Source organism: Microbulbifer mixtoriginis (SeqCode) (genome assembly GCF_052468275.1).
Window position 1 is genome coordinate 3,562,155 of the sequence record NZ_CP174341.1, and the last position, 17,453, is coordinate 3,579,607.

Genomic DNA, 17,453 nt, shown 5'->3' on the forward strand with positions numbered 1-17,453 from the left:
CTCACTATCACATCCAATTGGCACCATTGTGCCCATATATTACCGGTAGTACAGCACAAACTATATCTTCATAACTTGAACTCAACACCTCCCGCAAAGGAAAATACTTAATGTTGTTTTAAATAAAAAACAAGACTTGATACAAGCTTTTAATCAAAAAAGGATTTATTGATGTTAAAAATAAAATTATTGGCAGCCGTAGTTTTATCTTCTGTCACCACAATGGCCAACAGCGCTACCTGCCCATCCCAACAACTGTCACACCACTTTGTTTTTCAGGGAGAGCTATATCAATGCACTGGGGTCATAAAGGAAACAACTTCAGGATTTAGATCCAGCACCTATAAAGTTGAGATTGATACCACCAACAGAACCGGAAAAGATTGTTGGCTTGGAGATGTTGAAGCAGCACATCATGAAGGTACAATAATTAATATAAGCAGAGGTTCGATTTGTAAGAACTATTGCGACGTTAACGCCTACTGTAATGACAATGGCGAGTGGATAGACTTCAAATACTCTTGGTAAAAACTGTCAATAACCACAAACAACTTCACGATACCACTAATAATGAGGAGTATTTCAACAGGTTGAATGCTCCCACTTGATGAGCTTATTTTAAGAGAAGCAGCCTACACAATAAGGGGAGGCCGCTTCTCTAATAAATAGAGCAGATTATGAACTCCAAGATCTGACAATCGCCTACTCTCCCAAGAATGCCAACATTTGGGCTAACTCTTTCCGTTAGAACTTTAGCCCATACATCTCAACTATCGCCATAAAGCGCTTAACATAGATGGCCTAGACTGGCTCATAGGGCGGCATCCATTCGTCCGAGCCTTTGTCGCCCTTGCTCTGGTTTCAGCCGTCATCGACTAACCAGAGGTTCTCAGGGTCTTCGGCAAACTGTCTCTTCAGCTCTACAGTCCAGTTGGCACCACCGTGCTCGTGCGCCCAGGAAAGTGGCACGATGTGTTCAACATCCAGGTCAGAGGCCAGTGTGTAAAAGTTGCCAGTGTATGGGTCCAGCCAGAGACCGGTGTCCACCGTGCACTGCTTTTCATTGGTGAAGGTTACTGGAGCCAGGGAGAATTGAACTAGCAGCTCATGGCGGGTGCTCTGGCGATCTCGGCCAGTATCAGACCAGTCTGGAAGCCATTCGTGGCGGTCGTACTCGCTGGTATTGGCTTCAGCCTCGAAACAGCCCGATAGAGCAGCGGATAAGATAACTGGTAGGATAAGGCGCATGACGGCCCCCCAATTGTTTTAAGGGATCGTACAGGGGGTGGATGGGAGGAACAAATACAACAGATCACAGTTCAAGTGTAAATTACTTTCAATTTAATAATGAACTACTACTAGTGACTCCACAATCTTTAGCACGCAGCGCCTACTACTCAAGAATCCAAATGTGGGCTAAAAAACCAATCCTTTCCTGCATTCTCCGCACTACTATAAGTGTTATTAATAGGGGCAGAAGCTTGAATGGAGAGGTCTCGGTAATTTAATCTAAATAGATTAGGATCAATGACTGCCTCTTGAACCTGAATACTTCCTTGGTTAATGACACCCAATTTAAATGCCTGGTTTAATTGATCTACTATTTCCTGCTTCCTAGAACCCGCTCGACAACCAATCACAACTCTCTTGATAGCTTCCGGGGGAATTTGATAAAGCAAAATGCATGATTCATGATTGGGGTCACTCTCCTCACAGGATGCTAGGTTATGGAAATCAGCGTCTTCACGGCGCAAAAACATCCGATACTCTTCTTCATAACTCCACTCCTCTCCCTTAACCAGTAAAGATTTTATGCTAGATTGTCCTTGAGGAATCTTTGCACGCTGACTGGAATACGCAACGTCATGTATCCGCCCTAAAAGTTGATCCGCAGGTCTCACAACTTTTTTATAGGAATACCAATCTTGAAAAAATAGATGAGAAGAATCGAGCTCGATCATGAAGCCAGTATGATTCTCAGCATAGTGAGCCCACATCAAAAGATTTTGCTCACAGGACGCTAAACACAAGATCGCATATTCCGGATAAATTAAATTAGGTGATTCTGTAGCCGTCTGTAGATTTTGAATCAACTGCTGGAAAACCTCCCCGTACTGAGCCTTCGGCTGCATCGACTGTGTGAGTTCCAGCATACTTTGGGCTGATGCCTGCCCTTCAAAGGGGTCATTAAACTGAGACGGCTGGGTAAATCTCAACTTTGGCTGCAAGAAAAACTCATACGATGCATTCCACGTCATATACTTATATAGAGAAACTGTCACTCAGCTAAGTTCCTAATCTGCATAAACTAAACATTATCACCCATAAATTAATAAATACTGTAATTATTTTTTCTAAAGGAGAACCGAAATAACAAATTACAAACCCAATATATCTTGCCCTATGAAATTCAACCGAGCTATACCGCAGATTCAATCATATAGCTAACATCAAGCACCGCATCATTGAGATCGTCCATCCTGCGGTAGGTGGCGTCATGCTCGAACACCTTGCCACCGAGCAAATTCAGGGCAAAGACCATATTATTCTCATCGCGATAACCACCATCTCTGGCTTCGTGTTCGTTAATAGCAATGATTGCTGCTAAGTTTGGTGTTGCTGAATTTTGAACCAAAAGCTCATGACGGGTGCTCTGGCAATCGCCGTCAGAGTCGGACCACTTCGGTAGCCACTCATGGCGGTCATAGTTGCGCTCCCCTTTAGCTTCGACTTCAAGGCAGCCAGCCAGGGCGGTAGATGGGAGAATAGGCAGTAAAAGGCGCATGACGATCCCTCCATTGTTCTGAGGGATCGTACATGAGATAAAATATTGGAACAAACACAGCTTATTTCGAGCGGTACACCCTATTATTCAAGCGTCTCTAGCCTACTTCAACCCAAAAGCCGTAACGACTAGCACGATAGCAACACCAATTACCACCCTGCCCCACCATGTGTCATGCCAAGGCGGATCATCATTAGTTGCATTCCTAACCATAATATCAATGGTGGAATTTTCTTTTAAAGTCTCCAGACCTGCTTCCTCACGCATCTCACGCAGAGCAATTTCCTTTTCGATTTGGTCTTTGAGCTCATAAAATTTCTGCTTCAAAATACGGTGGTCAAGTATAAATAACGCACACACACCAAAAATGACAAAAGGAGGAATAATCACTTTATAAAAAGCTAGAATATCTCTACCTTCGAATGGTATTGCCGGTATTATTTGCCAAAGTCCATTTATCGGCCTTGTTTCCGCGATAAGCCAACTAGTCCACATGTGTATGTTATGAGCGAAAGTGAAAAGACTGCCTTCAGTCCAAAAATAAATACCTTTAATTGTAATCATGCAAAAATAGATCACAACAAAGAAACCTATTACATACGAAAATATTGATCGTCTTTTGGCTTTTAAAATCTTATCAGTAAACTTCAAATCAGCCTCCTTGGGGGGGTAGATAAATATACAGTACAGTTAGCAAGCACCACTTATATACCACCAAACCTCGAAACCCTAAAAGGAAAAATTACTAAAAAGTTAAAAAATTACAACTTTTTATTAAACTGGCATATCTTTCAACCTGTCAACACCTAACAACTTTTAACTCTTGAAGTTAAAAGTAAATTTTACATCTTCTTTCCAGAAGGTTTATAAATCTACTCTACCTGATGATTTCATCCAAACTATTTCTATCTAGCTAGTTTTGCCCCCAAAGCATGCACCAACAATTTTGCAGATTCTGTTAGCAAACAATTCTATAGCTGCGGGTATATACCATTTAGCCTGCAGCCACTTATCAATGGCCAAGCGATTTGCCATCTCTACAATCAACACGGACCATTATCATTATCAGCATACACCGGCACGGGACTGTTGAACGTCTCTGGATGGAGTTTGCCAGCCATACTCTGACAGTTTCAAAACGGAGAGGTGTTTACCCGTATCGTTGGTGCGTATTCGCCTCGAAACAGCCTGGTAGAGCATCAGGCGGGTTAACTGACACTGGGGGGGAGTTATTTAATAGCCAAGACACCCTGATTGCGAGGCTCGTCATCCTCACTTAACAGTAGCGCCGGTGATACTCCTGAGGGCGCCGGGGCGCCACCTAGTAATGCACCAAGTAAAGTAGCAGTGTCGCTGGACACGGTGAAATCACCTTCAGCCAAGCCGTTTTTTCTCAGGTCTCGCCAACGGCGGCTCTTGCTCACACTCTCGGCACCCTCGCGCATAAACGGCAGCCACTGGGTAATGATGCCTACCCGGTCAATCAGTGCACTCATCGGTCCGGCTAGGTGGTACGCAGAGCCCGAAAAGTTCTTCTTGCGCACATTCTCCTGTAGTTTGCGCAGCTCGCCGGAAAACTTATTCCATCTACCCACCTCAGACTCATCGAACAAGGCCCGCAGATTGCTCTCATTGCTCTCATTGCTCTTGAGCTGGTCGGAGAGTCGATTGATATAGCAGCCCCTGGATAGATGCAGGCTGCCATCCTCGGCCACCTTAAAAGCGGGGCCGAAAATATTCATAAAAGCGGACTGCCGCAGGGCTCCGAATTCCGGAGAGTCTTCACCGAATAGCCGCTTGAAGTCCTCAACGATGGCCGCTCCCTGCTTCTTGCCGGTGCCACCGATTATCTTGTTGACCACTTCCTCTGGAGTGCTTCGCCCGTTCACAACATCATTGATAATGCCAGTGCGAGCTGTGGGCTTACCATCCTTGTGAGTGCCTTTGACTATCTGCATGTACTCGCGATTAAGGCGGCGAGCTTCTTTAAGGGCGTCCAGCTGCTCGGGCGAGCCGAAAAACTTCCCATTCTCCACGGCCTCATCAAGCCAGCTGTCATATTGCCGACGCACTTGCCCAAGTAGTGCTTGGTCGGCAGAGCCGGGGGCGGAGGCCCGCTCAGCAGCAGAAATTCGACGGCGCAGGCTTTCGAAGTTATCCAAACTTTCCATCTTGTTGGTCGCGACTGTAAGGGCGCCCGGTAAACCGGAAGACTTTTCACCTCGCAGCGCTGCATGAAACTCCTCATACAACCCATATGCGTTGGGCGTCTCGGTCTTGCTGGCAAGTTTGATATCGCCATCAAATCCGCGATAGGCCGCTCCCAGCCCCTCTTGCATAACCGAGCCCTCGGCCATCATAGGACCACGTTCTTTGGCAATATCGTCCACTCTGGTGTAAGCGTCGGTTTTAGCCTGCTTGGCATTCTCTACCTTTGACAAAAGGCCGTCATAGAGCATCCCCGCATTACTTGCGAGTGAGCTAGCCCCTTCAGTCAGCCCCAGGTCATCCATCTGATTCTGCACCACCTTGCCCAGCTGGCGCTCGCGGAAATCAGTGAAACGATTAACTGCCTGCTCTGCATGGCTTCCGTAAACGCCGGCCGCAGCCTCATTCTGTTTGCGCCATAGGTCAAAGTTGCCAGTTTCAATCCCCTGCTGCTCGGCGCGGGTTTTTGGTACCCAATCCTCTGGCATATCGACATTTTCAAGGACTCCCACCAGAGCATCACTGGAGAAGTCAGCACCCTCATTCAGTTCGTCAACTACCCTTAAGACTGCCTCCTCCGACATCTGATGCGAGTCCACACCAAGTCGCGTCAGTTCCGTTTTTACATTCTCTGGCGTGGCCCTTTTTGCTTGGGTAGCGCCTTTACCGAGGCCAACGCCCAGCAGCTCCAAAATTGCCGTTGGTACAGAGGCGGCACCGGCAGCCAATGCTGGACTTCCTGTAGCGTTATAGGTCGCATCACCCAGGCTCTTTTCGGCATATTCCATAGCCCGGCCGGCAGGTTCGATAAAGTCAGAAAGCGTATTTAGCTTGTCCCTACCTTCATCGGTGCACGGCTCATAGGTGAGGAAGTTGCGAGCCGCCCCCACTGCTCGGTAACCAGCTCCCGGCTCGGCCCAGGGATTTAGCGATTGAGCAATGCCCGCGAGTCCAGAAACCGGCTCAGCCAAAATCGACGAACCTACCGCGCCCACCACCTCAAGCTCACCAATGGAATTGTCCGCAAACTGCTCGAAAGCGCCGGGTTGATTAATACCTGCAGGGTCTGGCAGTGTGTAGCCAATTTTGCCGGCGAACTCGCCAAACTCCATATCTCTGTAATACGACTGGTGCAGGCTGCGCGCCAAAGCTTCATCGCTCATATCTGAATATTCAGGATATTGCTTACGTATTTCCGCGATAGTTAAAGCCATTCATCGAATCCCCTATGGGTCTTTATTTGTGTTGGCGGCGTCAGCTACCGCCTCAGGACCATCACGCTCAATATCTTCGAAGTCGATACCAAGTTTCGCCCGAACAATTCGGTCAACCATTTCGAGTTTTGCCTTGCGGGCTTCTGGGTGGTCCTTCCGGGTTGGAATCATCTTTAACAGCAGTTCTTGATCTTTATCAGTAAAGACACCCTCGCCGGCCTCACGAAAAAGGGATTTAAGGATTGGGGCCATGGCAGACACTGCCCCATCAGCCGTCTGCGCCCCAGAGGTCAACGCCGGGAATGAACCTGTAAACGGATTAGTGGTAGTTCCCTCCATCCCTTTAGATAAGCCTTCCATTCCAGCCTGATACGCCTTGTAAGTTTTAGCGTTAAGCGCGGCCGTCTTTTCGGCCTCAGAATTATTCTTGAAATCAATCTCACCTTTCTTGTTTTTTATACGCTGGTCATAAATCTTCTGAAGCTGCTCATCAGACAGGAGCTCTACGGGCGTGCTTCCGCCAGTTGTCATCAGGAGCTGGTCACCGACCTTATGCACCTTGGGGTCAAACCGAACACCGAGGTCACGCACCTCGGTAGAGCCGTCAGGATTCTTAACCGCAATCCCATAATTACCATTAGCGAGTGTTAGCGGAGAACCTACTGTGTCTGCCGAGCCCGCACCTTGCTGCTCCAACATTGCCCGCTTTAGATTCATTTCATCAATCCCAGAATTGAGCTTGGCGCCATGATTTTGCAGCGCTGTTAGTTGGTTGTTGTAACCGCGATAAGCCTGCGACGGGTCGCCACCGTTAAGGCCAACACCGGCAGCGGTTAGCATGCGCCCAATCCGGGCCCATTTATTGCCCTTCAGTTTTTCAACTTCACTCTGGTTTTCTATTAGCTGCAGTTCGTAACGGTCGATGGTGCGGGCAAAAGGGTTTGAGGAGTCGAAGGTGGGGGATTGTTGGGGTTCTATGAAATTCTGGTCGAGCGCCCCGATAGGCTCGCCGATGCTGAGTATTGGCATTTCTCTATCCTGTTGAGTTTCAGTTGTGGGCCTTACCCCATGCCCTGCATGATTCCCCCGGCTCCGTTGCTGCCTCCCGCCTGAGTGGATTCATTGAGCACAATTGGAGAGCCAATCGAGCCCTGGTACAGCTGCAGTTTTTGCCAAGGTGCCATGGCTACCTGCTGCATATAGTTCTGCATCGCGTTTCCGCCCTGCCCCATCATGCTCACACCGCCCGCGCCCATGTTGTAGGCGTTGCCGAATCCGGTATTGAAGAGATTGCCAGCGGTACCGAAGTTATTGCTGGCCAGGGATGTGTTGAGGTTATTGGTTGCCAGCTGAGCGCCCTGATTCGCGCTGGATTGGCCGGCCGCAACCTGCACGGCTTGGTTATAGGCGTTGGAGCGTATACCCGCAGCTACATCTGCGGCCCTGTCGTCTGCACCGCTCATGGCGATACCCTCTCGAGCCAGCATTGCCGGTAGAAACCGCCCCAGAGGCGATGCCCGGCAACTGACTCTCATTAAGGTTGCGGTATATGTCTCGAGTGTTGGCCGTAATTTGAGAATCCAGCAGGTCGTTATCTATTAAGGAATTCACAGTGTTCATATCAACACCGTTTTGCATTGGGGCCTGAAAGCCTCCGCCGCTCATTACCTGGGTCAAATAATCCTGCATCACATTGGCGGTATTTCCAAATCCACTGGCCGCGCCAGATACTTGGTTGGCATTGCCATTGGCGGTGTTGCCAAACCCCATTGCAGCCTGGATATATTGCTGCATTTCCGGGCTGAGGTCGGCGACCGGAGATTGCCCGGAGTTATAGAGCCTTTGCCCCTCCCCCCAGATATCATTCAGGTAGCCTTTCTGGTCCTCATCCAGATAACTCTGGCTTTTGGACTCGCCACCACCACCCATAAGACCGTCTAAAAATCCCATGTTTCACCTGTTAGAAGAGGCTGAGAATGCCTTTAATTAGTGGGTCTTCTTTCAATCCATCTTCAAACGCTTTGCCAGCGTTGGAGAAATCCAGAGAACCGAGGTTTGCCATTGATTCGACCATGCTGCCAGAGCCTGGCGCTGCATCGTTGAGGTCATCTTTCCAGCGGTAGGTTGCGTCTTGCTCGAATACCTTGCCGCCGAGTAAGTCCAGGGCGTAGTCCTTGTCATCCTCATCGCGATAGCCACCTTCGCGGGCTTCGTTTTCATTTACCCCAATGAGTACAGCCAACGCCGCCCAGGGACCTAGAGAAGCGATCCAGCTGGAACCGCCTGCCGCACCACTGCCCGCGCCAGTGCTGGCGGTACCGCCTGCCGTGCTACCTGCACCAGATGCGCCAACGCCTGCGAATTTGTTGTACCAGCTCATTGCCTGCATTGGGTTAATGCTGGATTGTTGCTGAGCTTGTGGTTGTTGAATTAGAGAGGGTGCCGGGTTGTACTGGGTTTCCCAGTCGGGCATGTAGGGGTTGTGTCCGTAGTTAGAGTTCATAAATTTAGCTCATTTTCTTGACGCTTAATTCGTTTACACACAATAGCTGTGGCGTGATAATGGAAGCTTCGGCACGAAAATTATGGACGGACATATGCAACGCTTTCTCTCATGGCTCTCCTGGAAAAAGCTTCTATTTTGTTATGTAGCGGCAATACTTTTTTTTGCAATTATCTATTATTTCCTCCGAGATTCTTTTTCCTTTAATGAAGAGGAGATGGGCTTAATTCAAACCATCTACTTCAGCATTGTGACAATCACAACTCTGGGGTATGGAGAAGTCCACCCAAAAAATGAGATTGGTTACTTTTGGACAGCTCTCGAAGCTTTAGTAGGTATTTTTGCTTTCGGATTACTTTTAAATGAACTAGCCAAACATCAAGCAGACCAGCAAGAGAGAAAAAGGCAGGCTTTAATCGCCGAACAGCTAATCCAAACATATGATCATTTTCTTTACATAACCACTTACCTTGTTATCCAAACAGTCAACAGCAGAGAAAGTGGAACTTGGAAATTGTGGAATACGCCTAAAGTAACGAAAACACGTGAATATCTCTTCAAAGATAAGGGGAAGAATTTTCAATTATTTAAGGATAAGCTAGAAAAATCTCAAGATTTACAACTAGACATCATGTCCGAATATCTTATATTTTCAAAACAGGTGGAATTTTCACTGCTACATATAACACCTAAAGATCAGAAATTATTCGACTTCTTAGCAAGAATAATTAAAAGGTCTACTCACTTTGAGCACTCTCCAAACAGATGCTATTTATTAGAGCTAATGATAAAAGATATTATAACCGGCAACCCTAATACAGGAGGGCTTTCTGTTCTGACAGAACCCAGAGACCATGACCTGTATAGGGAAAAGCTTGAAGAGCTAAAAGCTCAAGTTAGCTGAAAGTAAAAACTACATATTCAGTCTCACTTTAGCCAAGGGAATCGCCATAGCCACAATGGAGTTTTGAACGGCTAGGCGATTCGATGGAAAAAGCCCCTCTACACCTCTGGCAAGTCCCACTTAACAGATTTGGTCGCACCAATAACTTCTATGCCTTTTTCACCCATATAGTTTTTAAGGTCTAAATCGAGTGGGAATCTTTTCACCTTTTTAGGGCGAGGACTACTCAAACGTTTTCCTAATACTTCTATCTCATAATAATCCGGATTCGATGGGTTATATCTTGGATTAAGTGAAGGCTCTATATCAGGGTCATTTTTTCCCCATACAGTTAGCACGTATTCCCCTGTAATACCTTTAACCACCTTGATTTTAGTGAAATCAATTATTTCCTGCTCCTCAGATTTATGTTCTGATTGAGCGATAGACTGACCAGCTTTACCAAATTTTTTAGGCGAAATATCCTCGCCACTTCTAGCCCTCGCCATAAACACCTCACGAATATAAAGGATTCCAGATCAATCTTATGGGGCCAAGTCCTAGCAAGGTTCTAATGACCCCAAATATATGTCACGATTTCAGGCTAGACCAATTTAGCAGCGGCCTCCTCACAAGGGATAAATTTGCGCCAATGCTCTAATGGTGCGTCTATAATTAACCCCCACCTATTTAAGGCGATACTCAGGCAGTCTCTGAGGAGCTACTTATTCCCAAGTCACCACACGCGGATTTAGCGTGCACTCAATGCACTCCATACGCCAGGCTCCCTTATTGCCTCCGCGTTCTCAACACTCTTGGGCAACAGGTTTGATTCTCTCTAACCTCACAGCGCATGCACCTGCACCCAGGCAGTGCCTACCCAGATATACAAACCCTTCCCCTGTCCAGGGTCCCAGTCCGTGCCGTCGGCAGTCACCAACAGGCCCAGCGGCGGGCGTCGTGGCGGCTCACGGTAAAGCGGTGCCAGCGCCTCCAGGTCGGTAAAGGCGCGCTGTATCTTGCTCAGCTCCGCCTGTAAATACCGCCACAGCTCCTCAAGGTTTCTCGGCTGCGCCGGTCCCGGTGTGTAACTCATCGGCCATCCACCGGAATCAGGTCCAGGTCCCAGCCGGTCAGCCGCCAGAAGCCGGCGTCTACGGATTGGATTTTGATGGCTAGATAGCGAGCCTTAAGCCGTACATCCACCTTGAGCCCTTCGGCCACGTCGAACTCCCGCGGCTGGCGCCAGTGCACATCACCCATAGCCGTTGAGGCCCCGCCTACGGTGATGCGAACTTTGCCTGCACCATGAATTTGCGGAACAATTTGTCGAATCAATTTCCACTGTTTCGTAGGCGCTTTCAGTAATTGGTCTAGGTCAATGCCAGTGCGCTCCAAGTATACCGACTGAGTTGTGCTCGCTGTGCTGAGGAAGTCGGCTTCCTGCAGGGTGTGGGCAGCTCTGTCGCTGCTGAAGTAATACATCACCGGGTAGAAAGCGGTATCAGCAAACTCACCCCAGCTCTGGGTGAGGTCCACCCAGCTCTGCGTCAGCTCCTCCCAGGTCACAATTTCACCCTGCTTGGGTGCAAAGACTGCACAAGCGACGCCCGGTACATCTACAAACGTGAAGGTATTATCCAGCCAGTTGTAAACCATGGCCCGGTTAGCATTACCCGCGCCTGTAGTGTAATAGGTCCATACTTCTTTGGTTTTATGGTTGGCTACGCAACGCACCTTGGTGCGGTCACCCACCTCATTGTAAAAAGTTTTATTCGCTCTCCGATGCGCTACCGGTCGAGTACTGGAACCATCATGTACAAAAATTTCAGTAGAACCAATTACAAAGTGAAACTTGTCGAACGCGGCAACAGCACCCCGGCAAAGAATACCTTGGTCGAGTAGTTTGTCGAAGGCGAATACATATTGCCCGCCGACAAACTGCATCAGATAGGTGGCTTCCTGAGAGTAGATAATATTGGCCCCACCCAGAGGCAGACAATCAACTAGCTCACTTGCCCCAGAGTCCACCGGGTTAGCACCAGCAAGGCCGGACAGGTCCACCACATCCCAAGTCCAGGGTACTTGGCCTGGCTCAGCCTCAGTAGACCAGCGCACAGTGTTCGGATAACTGACCCCACCCTCAGTAATACCCAAGGCCACCATGAAATTTTTGTAACCGCGCAGCAATTTAGCTCGTAGATTGGATGGTCAGTTAGGCAGCGCTTTAAATTCCGTGTCCGTCGGCTCACGAATCTGCGGGACATCTACGCCATTATTGAATATCACGCTTTCGCCCCACACCAGCGACTGCCAGTTTTCCGAAGGAGAATACCCGGTGGAAAAATCTGTGCTGTTGGTGCGTTTAACAAAGGTTTCATTCTCGCGTATATACAGCTCTGTTTGCGAGGCATAGGCCAGCTGCGGCACACCATCGGAAACCCAGCCGGCACCTCATACGGGAGCCTCTGCCAGGACCTCTAGTGTTTTCGGGGATGGCATAGTCTGTGCCGCGCCGTTGGCAAATCGGGCGTTTTTGCCCGCCGAGAATTCATTGACGGGCAGCTCGAATGGAGGCGTATCAACATTAATGCCGCGCTCACCTAACTGTCGGATAGGATAGAAAGCCATTAGGTATCCTCATCGCCGCTCAACTCAGCCAGTAAGTCAGCAATATTCTCACTGGTGATTTCAGAAGTTTTTATTATCCAAGCAAGTGCATAGTATGGCGGGCGCACGTCAACAGAATGCGTATGAGAGTCGCTATTGCCAATACCGTGGCTATGGGCCTGACCGCCCCCCTGAGACTTAATGGATGCTGGCCGTCCATCTTTATCGCTGGGGAAAGGCCCGTGGATTCGTATCGATCGGCGACCCAACTAAGGCGATGAAACCTCTCAAGGAAAAACAGGGTGGGCGTTATGTCGAAGATTCCGAATATTTAGCCTTTTACACCTGGCTTGAATCCAGGGGCCACACCGCACACGCTGCTGCCATAGAAATTTCATACCTCTACGACGCACGGCAACAAGATGTTCTTGCATTAAAGCGGCAGGATATCACCGACGAGGATTAGTTGATTTGCCAGCAAAAAACCGGCAAGAAGCAGCTGAAGCTCTGGACAGATCGATTACACGACGCAGTTAAACTGGCGCTTAAAAGCAACACCAGCTCCAGGTCACAAAGTATGTATCTGATTCGTGGCCGAATTGGGCAGCGCTACACCCGAGATGGATTTAATAGCACCTGGAGCCCCGAACAGAAAGCTGCCTATGAGGCCGGCGCCCTACCCGCTCGCTCCCGTTTCATGATTTAAAGATTAAAGGCATCTCAGATTTCGAAGGCAACAAGCAGGAATTCAGCGGGCACAAGACCCGCAGCATGATGGAGCGCTACAACCACACCGCCGATAAAGTTGTTTCTCTTAACAAGGCGAGGATTAAAGGAAAGCGAGGCGTGCCCAAGGGCGACGGGTGAAGTTTCTGCTGAAAAGGGCCTAAAATCTTCCGAGCAGAAAGCACTAAACTGAAGATTTCAATAGCTACTCCTGATGAATCCTTGAGGATTGATTGAGCCTTTTTGCATACTTTGAAAAAGTTACGTCACCATTTTCCAGCTCTTCACAATAATTAAACTCAAGTTCAAATTTTTTAGCGTGAGGAATCGCAATGAAATGTGCAACATTCCAATCCCCCATATTTTTTTCCACATAATACGCTTTTAGTTCGCCCACTAGGTCTGAGACTCTAGTACCAGCCTCATAAGATAAAGCAAACCCGCCAGCTGTTGACCTTAGCTCACCCACCCATACAGAAATCATGGAAGATTCCTTAAAATATCTCACAAGAGCGTGCACCTCACTCGAAACATCTGGAGCTTCGAGGTACAGCAGCTTTGCAACCTCCTGATAAATAGTTTGATCTTTCATTTAAAACTCCTGTGTAGGGCTTTTAGATTGGTAGACTTAGCGACACTCAGAGCAGCGGCGGCATTCTTCACTTCTGAGGTACCCATTACAATCCAAAGTGATGGTATATAAGGGAACGCTTTAGGCGCAGTGGACACTGGATAAATGTCCAATCGGAGGGACTGAAAAAATCGATTATGGTAAAAATTACCCCCTCGAATTACCCCTCAAAGGCCCAAAACGAAAAAACCCCGCACTAGGCGAGGTTTTAAGTCCTTGATAGACAAGGAAGAATCTGGGGTGGCCGACGGGGATCGAACCCGCGACCTCAGGAGCCACAATCAAACCTAAATCTCTATAACTACCATACAGTTACAGACCTTTGTGTGTAAATATCAAGGTGGTTCAGCATCGCAATAAACCCCATGATTACTTAGCTGGTCAATTTTTGACACACTTAAAAGCTGTACACTTACACAGCAACTAGACTGCAATCACCGGCAGTTGATCTCACTGAAAGATATAGGCAAGCAATGTAAACGCCTGCCTATGCCAATTTCCTGTACTCTTTCAGCACCCAGACATAGTGATCCTTAACCAAGCGTTTTGTTGAAGCCGTCCTGCGCTTGTATTGTTCCCCCAGCTATTTCTGGAACAGTGATATGTTCTACCGCTATTAATACTTTACAATCCCCTTCAGAGGCTAAGCCGGCTCAGAGGTTATGGAATGAAACACTGGTCGGTGCATGACTTGCACAAAACGGCATGGCAATTTTTCCTAACTGACCGAGCCCCATATCGCTGAAAAAATGCTGGGGCACAAACTGCCAGGTAAAATTAGATCTGCTGCTTATAAATAGGATATAAGAGATGTTGAATGAATAAAGTACACGTTACATTTTTAATTGGTCTTGTCACTTCAGGTGTAGCCGTTGCGGAAAGTTTTTATGAAGATGTTGGCATTGGAGTTACAAGTCCTCAAGCCACTTTGCACATCAAAGACTCAGGATCAAAAAAACCCGCGATACTAATATCTGGTGCCAGCTCTACTGAAGGCGATATTGCGGTCTTGAATGATGATACATTCCAGCTTGGAAATTGGATAGATTCTACCGAAAGCTATATTAACTGGCTGGAGATTGACACTGAAAATGTTAAGGAATCCGAGAACGATATAAAGGAATCCGGCCACAGTGAATTTGTGCCCGGCAACACTAAAACTAGATTGAAATTAATTGGCGACAATAGCCATTCAACTATATTCCATTATTCAGGTTTCATTCGACCCGAGGACCATAATGTAAATCTGGATAAGGAGTGCAAAGATACTGAATTGAATGAATGCCTACCGTATAGGGAAGAGCTTGCACTGAGAGCCGTCTCTGACGGTGTTAACCCAAATAACAATGGAGCCGGTGCTCACTTCTACGGTAACCAGGATAGCCAGCATGGCGGCTGGATTGGTTTTTTTACGGATGGCAAAGCAAGGATGTCTATAAACAAACAGGGGCGAGTTGGTGTAGGCTCTAAAAATGTACTTGACGATTACAAAAATTATTTTAAGGGTCGCTTCAATATTATAAATCCCGAAAATGAGCCTGGACTCTATATCGAAGGTGCAGGGCCCGATGAAGGAGATATCGCGTGGAAAGATGGTGAATACCTTCAAATGGGAACATGGGAAGCCTCAATGGAGGATAATTTTGACGACAAAAACATCGGAGGCGAATTCCATGAAGTGGTGAGGATTACGCATGCAGGTAATTTCTCTGTCAAAAATCCGATCGAGAACGACGATTCTCCAGGGTATATACAGTTAGATACTTCTGCAGGAACTCCTCCTGATTCTGATTGTAATAGCTCATCAGATGTAGGCCGCATGACCATACATCAATCTGAATCGCTACTATATGTTTGCGCATCATCAGGCTGGAAAAGCTTGACTCTTTAAGAAGCCAGTAATTAAATATTAATAGTTTTATCTTTTAAATCAGGTGAGCCATAAATCTCACCTGATTTAAAGGTTATTTCCTAAAAGTAAAATTTCCGCAATCGCTTCAGGTCACCACCCTAGGCAAATCCCCCCACCGGGTGGTATAGGCAGGCGATGTAAATGCCTGCCGCATCTTCCACTTTTTCTGGATGCCTTCAGCCCCCAGGAACAAAGTGCCCCGGCCGAATTTTTTGTTAATTCGGTCCATCGCCTGCATGGTCTGCCCTGCCCTAAGTGATTGCCCTGGGGTGAACAAATCCCCCTGGCCCAGGGCGCGGGGGATTATCTCGATGAGCCCTACGCCTGCTTTCATAAAGCGACAGCCGGGGCGGTACAAGTCCGCAATGGCTTCTCTCACCAGCCGCACGATTACCCGCGTGTCGTCGGTGGGGTATGGGGTCTGCACTACGGCGCTGCGGCTGTAGTAGTTGGGCTCATGGGGTGAGGTGTGCAGGAATAAATGGATCGACTTAACCAGCGACTTCTGCGCGCGCAGTTTCTCCGCTGCCCTGCTGGCGTAGAGGGTGGCGGCCTGCAGTATCGGCGCTAGCTCGGTGAGCTTTTCACCGAAGGAGCGGGTGCAATAGATCTGCTTCTTCGCTGGGGGCTCTTCCTCCAGGCCCAGGCAGGGAATCCCGTTCAACTCCTCAATAGTGCGCTCAATATTCACATTGATACGGCGGCGCAAAATTTTCGGGTTGGCCTGCGCCAGGTCATAGGCGGTCTCTATGCCGAAATCCGCTAGGCGCTTGGTGAGGCGCCGGCCTATGCCCCACACATCATTCACAGCGGTACGGCGCTGCATCCACTGCCACTTCTCCGGGGTATCCAATGCACAGACGCCATCGCACTTTGGGGTTTTCTTGGCCGCGCGGTTGGCGAGCTTGGCCAAGGTTTTACTGGGGGCGATCCCCACACCCACAGGCATTCGAATATTGCGCCAGAGGGTATTGCGGATCTTGCGGCCGTAGTCCTGCCAATTCTCCTGCAGCCCGTGCAGGTCCAAAAACATCTCGTCAATGCTGTAGACCTCCACGCTGGGGCCGAACTCGCGCAGGGTGGTCATCACCCGGTGAGAGATATCACCATACAGGGGATAATTACTGGAGAAGATCGCTACCCGGTGGGCGCCCAGTAGCGGCTGAACCTTGAAGAAGGGCTCCAGGTCGCCAATGCCTAATAGCTTCGCCTCCTTGGAGCGCGCCACCACAAAGCCATCGTTATTGGAGAGCACCACCACCGGACGCCCACGCAAATCCGGCCGGAATATCTGCTCACAGCTAGCGTAGCAGCTGTTGCAATCCACCAGTACCAGCATTCAGCTCGGCCGGTGGTAGCGCACCGAAGCCTTTACCACCCCCTCCACAATCAATTCCTGCCCCTCCCAAATAGGGATCGGGGCGTAATCATCATTAGCAGAGAGCAGCCGCCCCTGCTGCTGGTCCAGCACCTTGCAGGTCAGCTGGCCATCCAGGGCCACCACGACCACATCGCCATGGGTGGGCTTTAACGAACGATCGACAATCAATAGATCCTTGTCGAAGATGCCGATCCCCATCATGGAATCCCCGTTCGCCCGCGCCATAAAGGTCGCCGCTGGCTTGCTGACCAGATGCTCATCCAGGCTAAGGGCCGCCTCCTTGTGGTCATCGGCAGGAGAGGGAAAGCCACAGGCAATGCCGTGGCCATAGAGTTGGGAAAGCTTCATTCTGGGATACCCAAATACTGTATATACATACAGTTTATTGCCAGAAGGTAGCAATCGGCAAGAGCAATGGATGACTATGAGGCCGGTACCACTCTCAGCAGCGGCTTCAATAGCCGGCTAGGCCGCCTCTTCTATCGGTAGGCTTGTGCCTGCGGCCTTTGCCTCAACGCCGAAAATAACGCCCTGCAGGGTTTCCCCCATTTCCTCACCAATCAGCTACAGCAAGGCAGTGCGCGCATTCTGATTGGGGCA

Annotated in this window: 22 protein-coding genes; 5 read left to right on the forward strand and 17 right to left on the reverse strand. The window is 48.7% G+C overall.

The window, feature by feature from the left end:
- The first annotated feature begins 171 nt into the window (after positions 1-171).
- A complete protein-coding gene (locus ACJJIC_RS15570; RefSeq protein WP_444884555.1) occupies positions 172-528 on the forward strand; it encodes a hypothetical protein in 357 nt (118 codons plus the stop codon).
- 333 nt (positions 529-861) lie between these two features.
- Here ACJJIC_RS15570 and ACJJIC_RS15575 read toward each other — a convergent pair whose 3' ends face one another.
- From ACJJIC_RS15575 to ACJJIC_RS15615, 9 genes are all read right to left on the reverse strand, one after another.
- On the reverse strand, positions 862-1,248 hold the full coding sequence (locus ACJJIC_RS15575) for a GmrSD restriction endonuclease domain-containing protein (protein ID WP_445357360.1): 387 nt from the start codon (positions 1,246-1,248) through the stop codon (positions 862-864).
- Positions 1,249-1,397: 149 nt separating this feature from the next.
- The gene (locus ACJJIC_RS15580) at positions 1,398-2,282 is read right to left on the reverse strand and encodes a DUF2971 domain-containing protein (protein WP_445357361.1); all 885 of its coding nucleotides are present in this window, start codon (positions 2,280-2,282) and stop codon (positions 1,398-1,400) included.
- A 137-nt stretch (positions 2,283-2,419) separates the two neighbouring features.
- Positions 2,420-2,785 (reverse strand): hypothetical protein, encoded by a 366-nt coding sequence (locus tag ACJJIC_RS15585; RefSeq protein WP_445357362.1) that lies wholly within the window; start codon positions 2,783-2,785, stop codon positions 2,420-2,422.
- A 102-nt stretch (positions 2,786-2,887) separates the two neighbouring features.
- The gene (locus tag ACJJIC_RS15590) at positions 2,888-3,436 is read right to left on the reverse strand and encodes a hypothetical protein (RefSeq protein ID WP_445357363.1); all 549 of its coding nucleotides are present in this window, start codon (positions 3,434-3,436) and stop codon (positions 2,888-2,890) included.
- Between the two features lie 578 nt (positions 3,437-4,014).
- Complete coding sequence (locus ACJJIC_RS15595; RefSeq protein ID WP_445357364.1) at positions 4,015-6,207, reverse strand: hypothetical protein; 2,193 nt, start codon at positions 6,205-6,207, stop codon at positions 4,015-4,017.
- Positions 6,208-6,219: 12 nt separating this feature from the next.
- Positions 6,220-7,236, reverse strand: coding sequence for a hypothetical protein (locus ACJJIC_RS15600; RefSeq protein WP_445357365.1), 1,017 nt, complete (start codon positions 7,234-7,236; stop codon positions 6,220-6,222).
- Positions 7,237-7,268: 32 nt separating this feature from the next.
- Entirely contained in the window at positions 7,269-7,670 is a 402-nt protein-coding gene (locus tag ACJJIC_RS15605; RefSeq protein ID WP_444909356.1) for a hypothetical protein, read from the reverse strand.
- Positions 7,609-8,157: a hypothetical protein gene (locus ACJJIC_RS15610; protein WP_444909355.1), complete on the reverse strand. Its 549-nt coding sequence runs from the start codon at positions 8,155-8,157 to the stop codon at positions 7,609-7,611. The genes ACJJIC_RS15605 and ACJJIC_RS15610 overlap by 62 nt, the downstream gene beginning before the upstream one ends.
- A gap of 10 nt (positions 8,158-8,167) precedes the next feature.
- Positions 8,168-8,710, reverse strand: coding sequence for a hypothetical protein (locus ACJJIC_RS15615; protein ID WP_444909354.1), 543 nt, complete (start codon positions 8,708-8,710; stop codon positions 8,168-8,170).
- 94 nt (positions 8,711-8,804) lie between these two features.
- Between ACJJIC_RS15615 and ACJJIC_RS15620 the strand changes: the two genes are divergently transcribed.
- Complete coding sequence (locus ACJJIC_RS15620) at positions 8,805-9,614, forward strand: potassium channel family protein (protein WP_444905004.1); 810 nt, start codon at positions 8,805-8,807, stop codon at positions 9,612-9,614.
- Between the two features lie 98 nt (positions 9,615-9,712).
- On the opposite strand, the gene ACJJIC_RS15625 is transcribed toward ACJJIC_RS15620, so the two are convergent.
- The 5 genes from ACJJIC_RS15625 to ACJJIC_RS15645 form a co-directional block, all read right to left on the reverse strand.
- On the reverse strand, positions 9,713-10,102 hold the full coding sequence (locus tag ACJJIC_RS15625) for a hypothetical protein (protein WP_444909353.1): 390 nt from the start codon (positions 10,100-10,102) through the stop codon (positions 9,713-9,715).
- 335 nt (positions 10,103-10,437) lie between these two features.
- Positions 10,438-10,689 carry a hypothetical protein gene (locus ACJJIC_RS15630; protein WP_444909352.1) on the reverse strand — a complete coding sequence of 84 codons (252 nt, stop codon included), beginning with the start codon at positions 10,687-10,689 and terminating at the stop codon, positions 10,438-10,440.
- On the reverse strand, positions 10,686-11,783 hold the full coding sequence (locus ACJJIC_RS15635) for a hypothetical protein (RefSeq protein WP_444909351.1): 1,098 nt from the start codon (positions 11,781-11,783) through the stop codon (positions 10,686-10,688). Before ACJJIC_RS15635 ends, ACJJIC_RS15630 begins: the two co-directional genes overlap by 4 nt.
- A gap of 21 nt (positions 11,784-11,804) precedes the next feature.
- Positions 11,805-12,023: a hypothetical protein gene (locus ACJJIC_RS15640; RefSeq protein ID WP_444909350.1), complete on the reverse strand. Its 219-nt coding sequence runs from the start codon at positions 12,021-12,023 to the stop codon at positions 11,805-11,807.
- A gap of 24 nt (positions 12,024-12,047) precedes the next feature.
- The gene (locus ACJJIC_RS15645) at positions 12,048-12,224 is read right to left on the reverse strand and encodes a hypothetical protein (RefSeq protein WP_444909349.1); all 177 of its coding nucleotides are present in this window, start codon (positions 12,222-12,224) and stop codon (positions 12,048-12,050) included.
- Between the two features lie 184 nt (positions 12,225-12,408).
- On the opposite strand from ACJJIC_RS15645, the gene ACJJIC_RS15650 reads away from it, so the two are divergent.
- Both ACJJIC_RS15650 and ACJJIC_RS15655 read left to right on the forward strand, forming a co-directional pair.
- Positions 12,409-12,669 carry a site-specific integrase gene (locus ACJJIC_RS15650; protein WP_444909348.1) on the forward strand — a complete coding sequence of 87 codons (261 nt, stop codon included), beginning with the start codon at positions 12,409-12,411 and terminating at the stop codon, positions 12,667-12,669.
- A complete protein-coding gene (locus ACJJIC_RS15655; RefSeq protein ID WP_445359695.1) occupies positions 12,670-12,909 on the forward strand; it encodes a site-specific integrase in 240 nt (79 codons plus the stop codon).
- Between the two features lie 225 nt (positions 12,910-13,134).
- Here ACJJIC_RS15655 and ACJJIC_RS15660 read toward each other — a convergent pair whose 3' ends face one another.
- Positions 13,135-13,521 carry a hypothetical protein gene (locus ACJJIC_RS15660; protein ID WP_445357366.1) on the reverse strand — a complete coding sequence of 129 codons (387 nt, stop codon included), beginning with the start codon at positions 13,519-13,521 and terminating at the stop codon, positions 13,135-13,137.
- Between the two features lie 856 nt (positions 13,522-14,377).
- Between ACJJIC_RS15660 and ACJJIC_RS15665 the strand changes: the two genes are divergently transcribed.
- Complete coding sequence (locus ACJJIC_RS15665; protein WP_444905017.1) at positions 14,378-15,451, forward strand: hypothetical protein; 1,074 nt, start codon at positions 14,378-14,380, stop codon at positions 15,449-15,451.
- Positions 15,452-15,557: 106 nt separating this feature from the next.
- On the opposite strand, the gene ACJJIC_RS15670 is transcribed toward ACJJIC_RS15665, so the two are convergent.
- Positions 15,558-16,811, reverse strand: coding sequence for a Y-family DNA polymerase (locus ACJJIC_RS15670; RefSeq protein WP_444909345.1), 1,254 nt, complete (start codon positions 16,809-16,811; stop codon positions 15,558-15,560).
- Positions 16,812-17,201: a LexA family protein gene (locus tag ACJJIC_RS15675; protein ID WP_444909344.1), complete on the reverse strand. Its 390-nt coding sequence runs from the start codon at positions 17,199-17,201 to the stop codon at positions 16,812-16,814. It lies immediately after the preceding gene.
- Between the last annotated feature and the right edge of the window lie 252 nt (positions 17,202-17,453).

What these genes read in the sequence shown, in the direction of transcription:
- ACJJIC_RS15595 (WP_445357364.1), bottom strand. Translation starts at nt 6,207, where the DNA reads ATGGCTTTAACTATCGCGGAAATACGTAAGCAATATCCTGAATATTCA.
- ACJJIC_RS15665 (WP_444905017.1), top strand. Translation starts at nt 14,378, where the DNA reads ATGAATAAAGTACACGTTACATTTTTAATTGGTCTTGTCACTTCAGGT.
- ACJJIC_RS15650 (WP_444909348.1), top strand. Translation starts at nt 12,409, where the DNA reads ATGCTGGCCGTCCATCTTTATCGCTGGGGAAAGGCCCGTGGATTCGTA.
- ACJJIC_RS15585 (WP_445357362.1), bottom strand. Translation starts at nt 2,785, where the DNA reads ATGCGCCTTTTACTGCCTATTCTCCCATCTACCGCCCTGGCTGGCTGC.
- ACJJIC_RS15625 (WP_444909353.1), bottom strand. Translation starts at nt 10,102, where the DNA reads ATGGCGAGGGCTAGAAGTGGCGAGGATATTTCGCCTAAAAAATTTGGT.
- ACJJIC_RS15610 (WP_444909355.1), bottom strand. Translation starts at nt 8,157, where the DNA reads ATGGGATTTTTAGACGGTCTTATGGGTGGTGGTGGCGAGTCCAAAAGC.
- ACJJIC_RS15615 (WP_444909354.1), bottom strand. Translation starts at nt 8,710, where the DNA reads ATGAACTCTAACTACGGACACAACCCCTACATGCCCGACTGGGAAACC.
- ACJJIC_RS15630 (WP_444909352.1), bottom strand. Translation starts at nt 10,689, where the DNA reads ATGAGTTACACACCGGGACCGGCGCAGCCGAGAAACCTTGAGGAGCTG.
- ACJJIC_RS15660 (WP_445357366.1), bottom strand. Translation starts at nt 13,521, where the DNA reads ATGAAAGATCAAACTATTTATCAGGAGGTTGCAAAGCTGCTGTACCTC.
- ACJJIC_RS15645 (WP_444909349.1), bottom strand. Translation starts at nt 12,224, where the DNA reads ATGGCTTTCTATCCTATCCGACAGTTAGGTGAGCGCGGCATTAATGTT.
- ACJJIC_RS15605 (WP_444909356.1), bottom strand. Translation starts at nt 7,670, where the DNA reads ATGAGCGGTGCAGACGACAGGGCCGCAGATGTAGCTGCGGGTATACGC.
- ACJJIC_RS15670 (WP_444909345.1), bottom strand. Translation starts at nt 16,811, where the DNA reads ATGCTGGTACTGGTGGATTGCAACAGCTGCTACGCTAGCTGTGAGCAG.
- ACJJIC_RS15675 (WP_444909344.1), bottom strand. Translation starts at nt 17,201, where the DNA reads ATGAAGCTTTCCCAACTCTATGGCCACGGCATTGCCTGTGGCTTTCCC.
- ACJJIC_RS15620 (WP_444905004.1), top strand. Translation starts at nt 8,805, where the DNA reads ATGCAACGCTTTCTCTCATGGCTCTCCTGGAAAAAGCTTCTATTTTGT.
- ACJJIC_RS15600 (WP_445357365.1), bottom strand. Translation starts at nt 7,236, where the DNA reads ATGCCAATACTCAGCATCGGCGAGCCTATCGGGGCGCTCGACCAGAAT.
- ACJJIC_RS15570 (WP_444884555.1), top strand. Translation starts at nt 172, where the DNA reads ATGTTAAAAATAAAATTATTGGCAGCCGTAGTTTTATCTTCTGTCACC.
- ACJJIC_RS15575 (WP_445357360.1), bottom strand. Translation starts at nt 1,248, where the DNA reads ATGCGCCTTATCCTACCAGTTATCTTATCCGCTGCTCTATCGGGCTGT.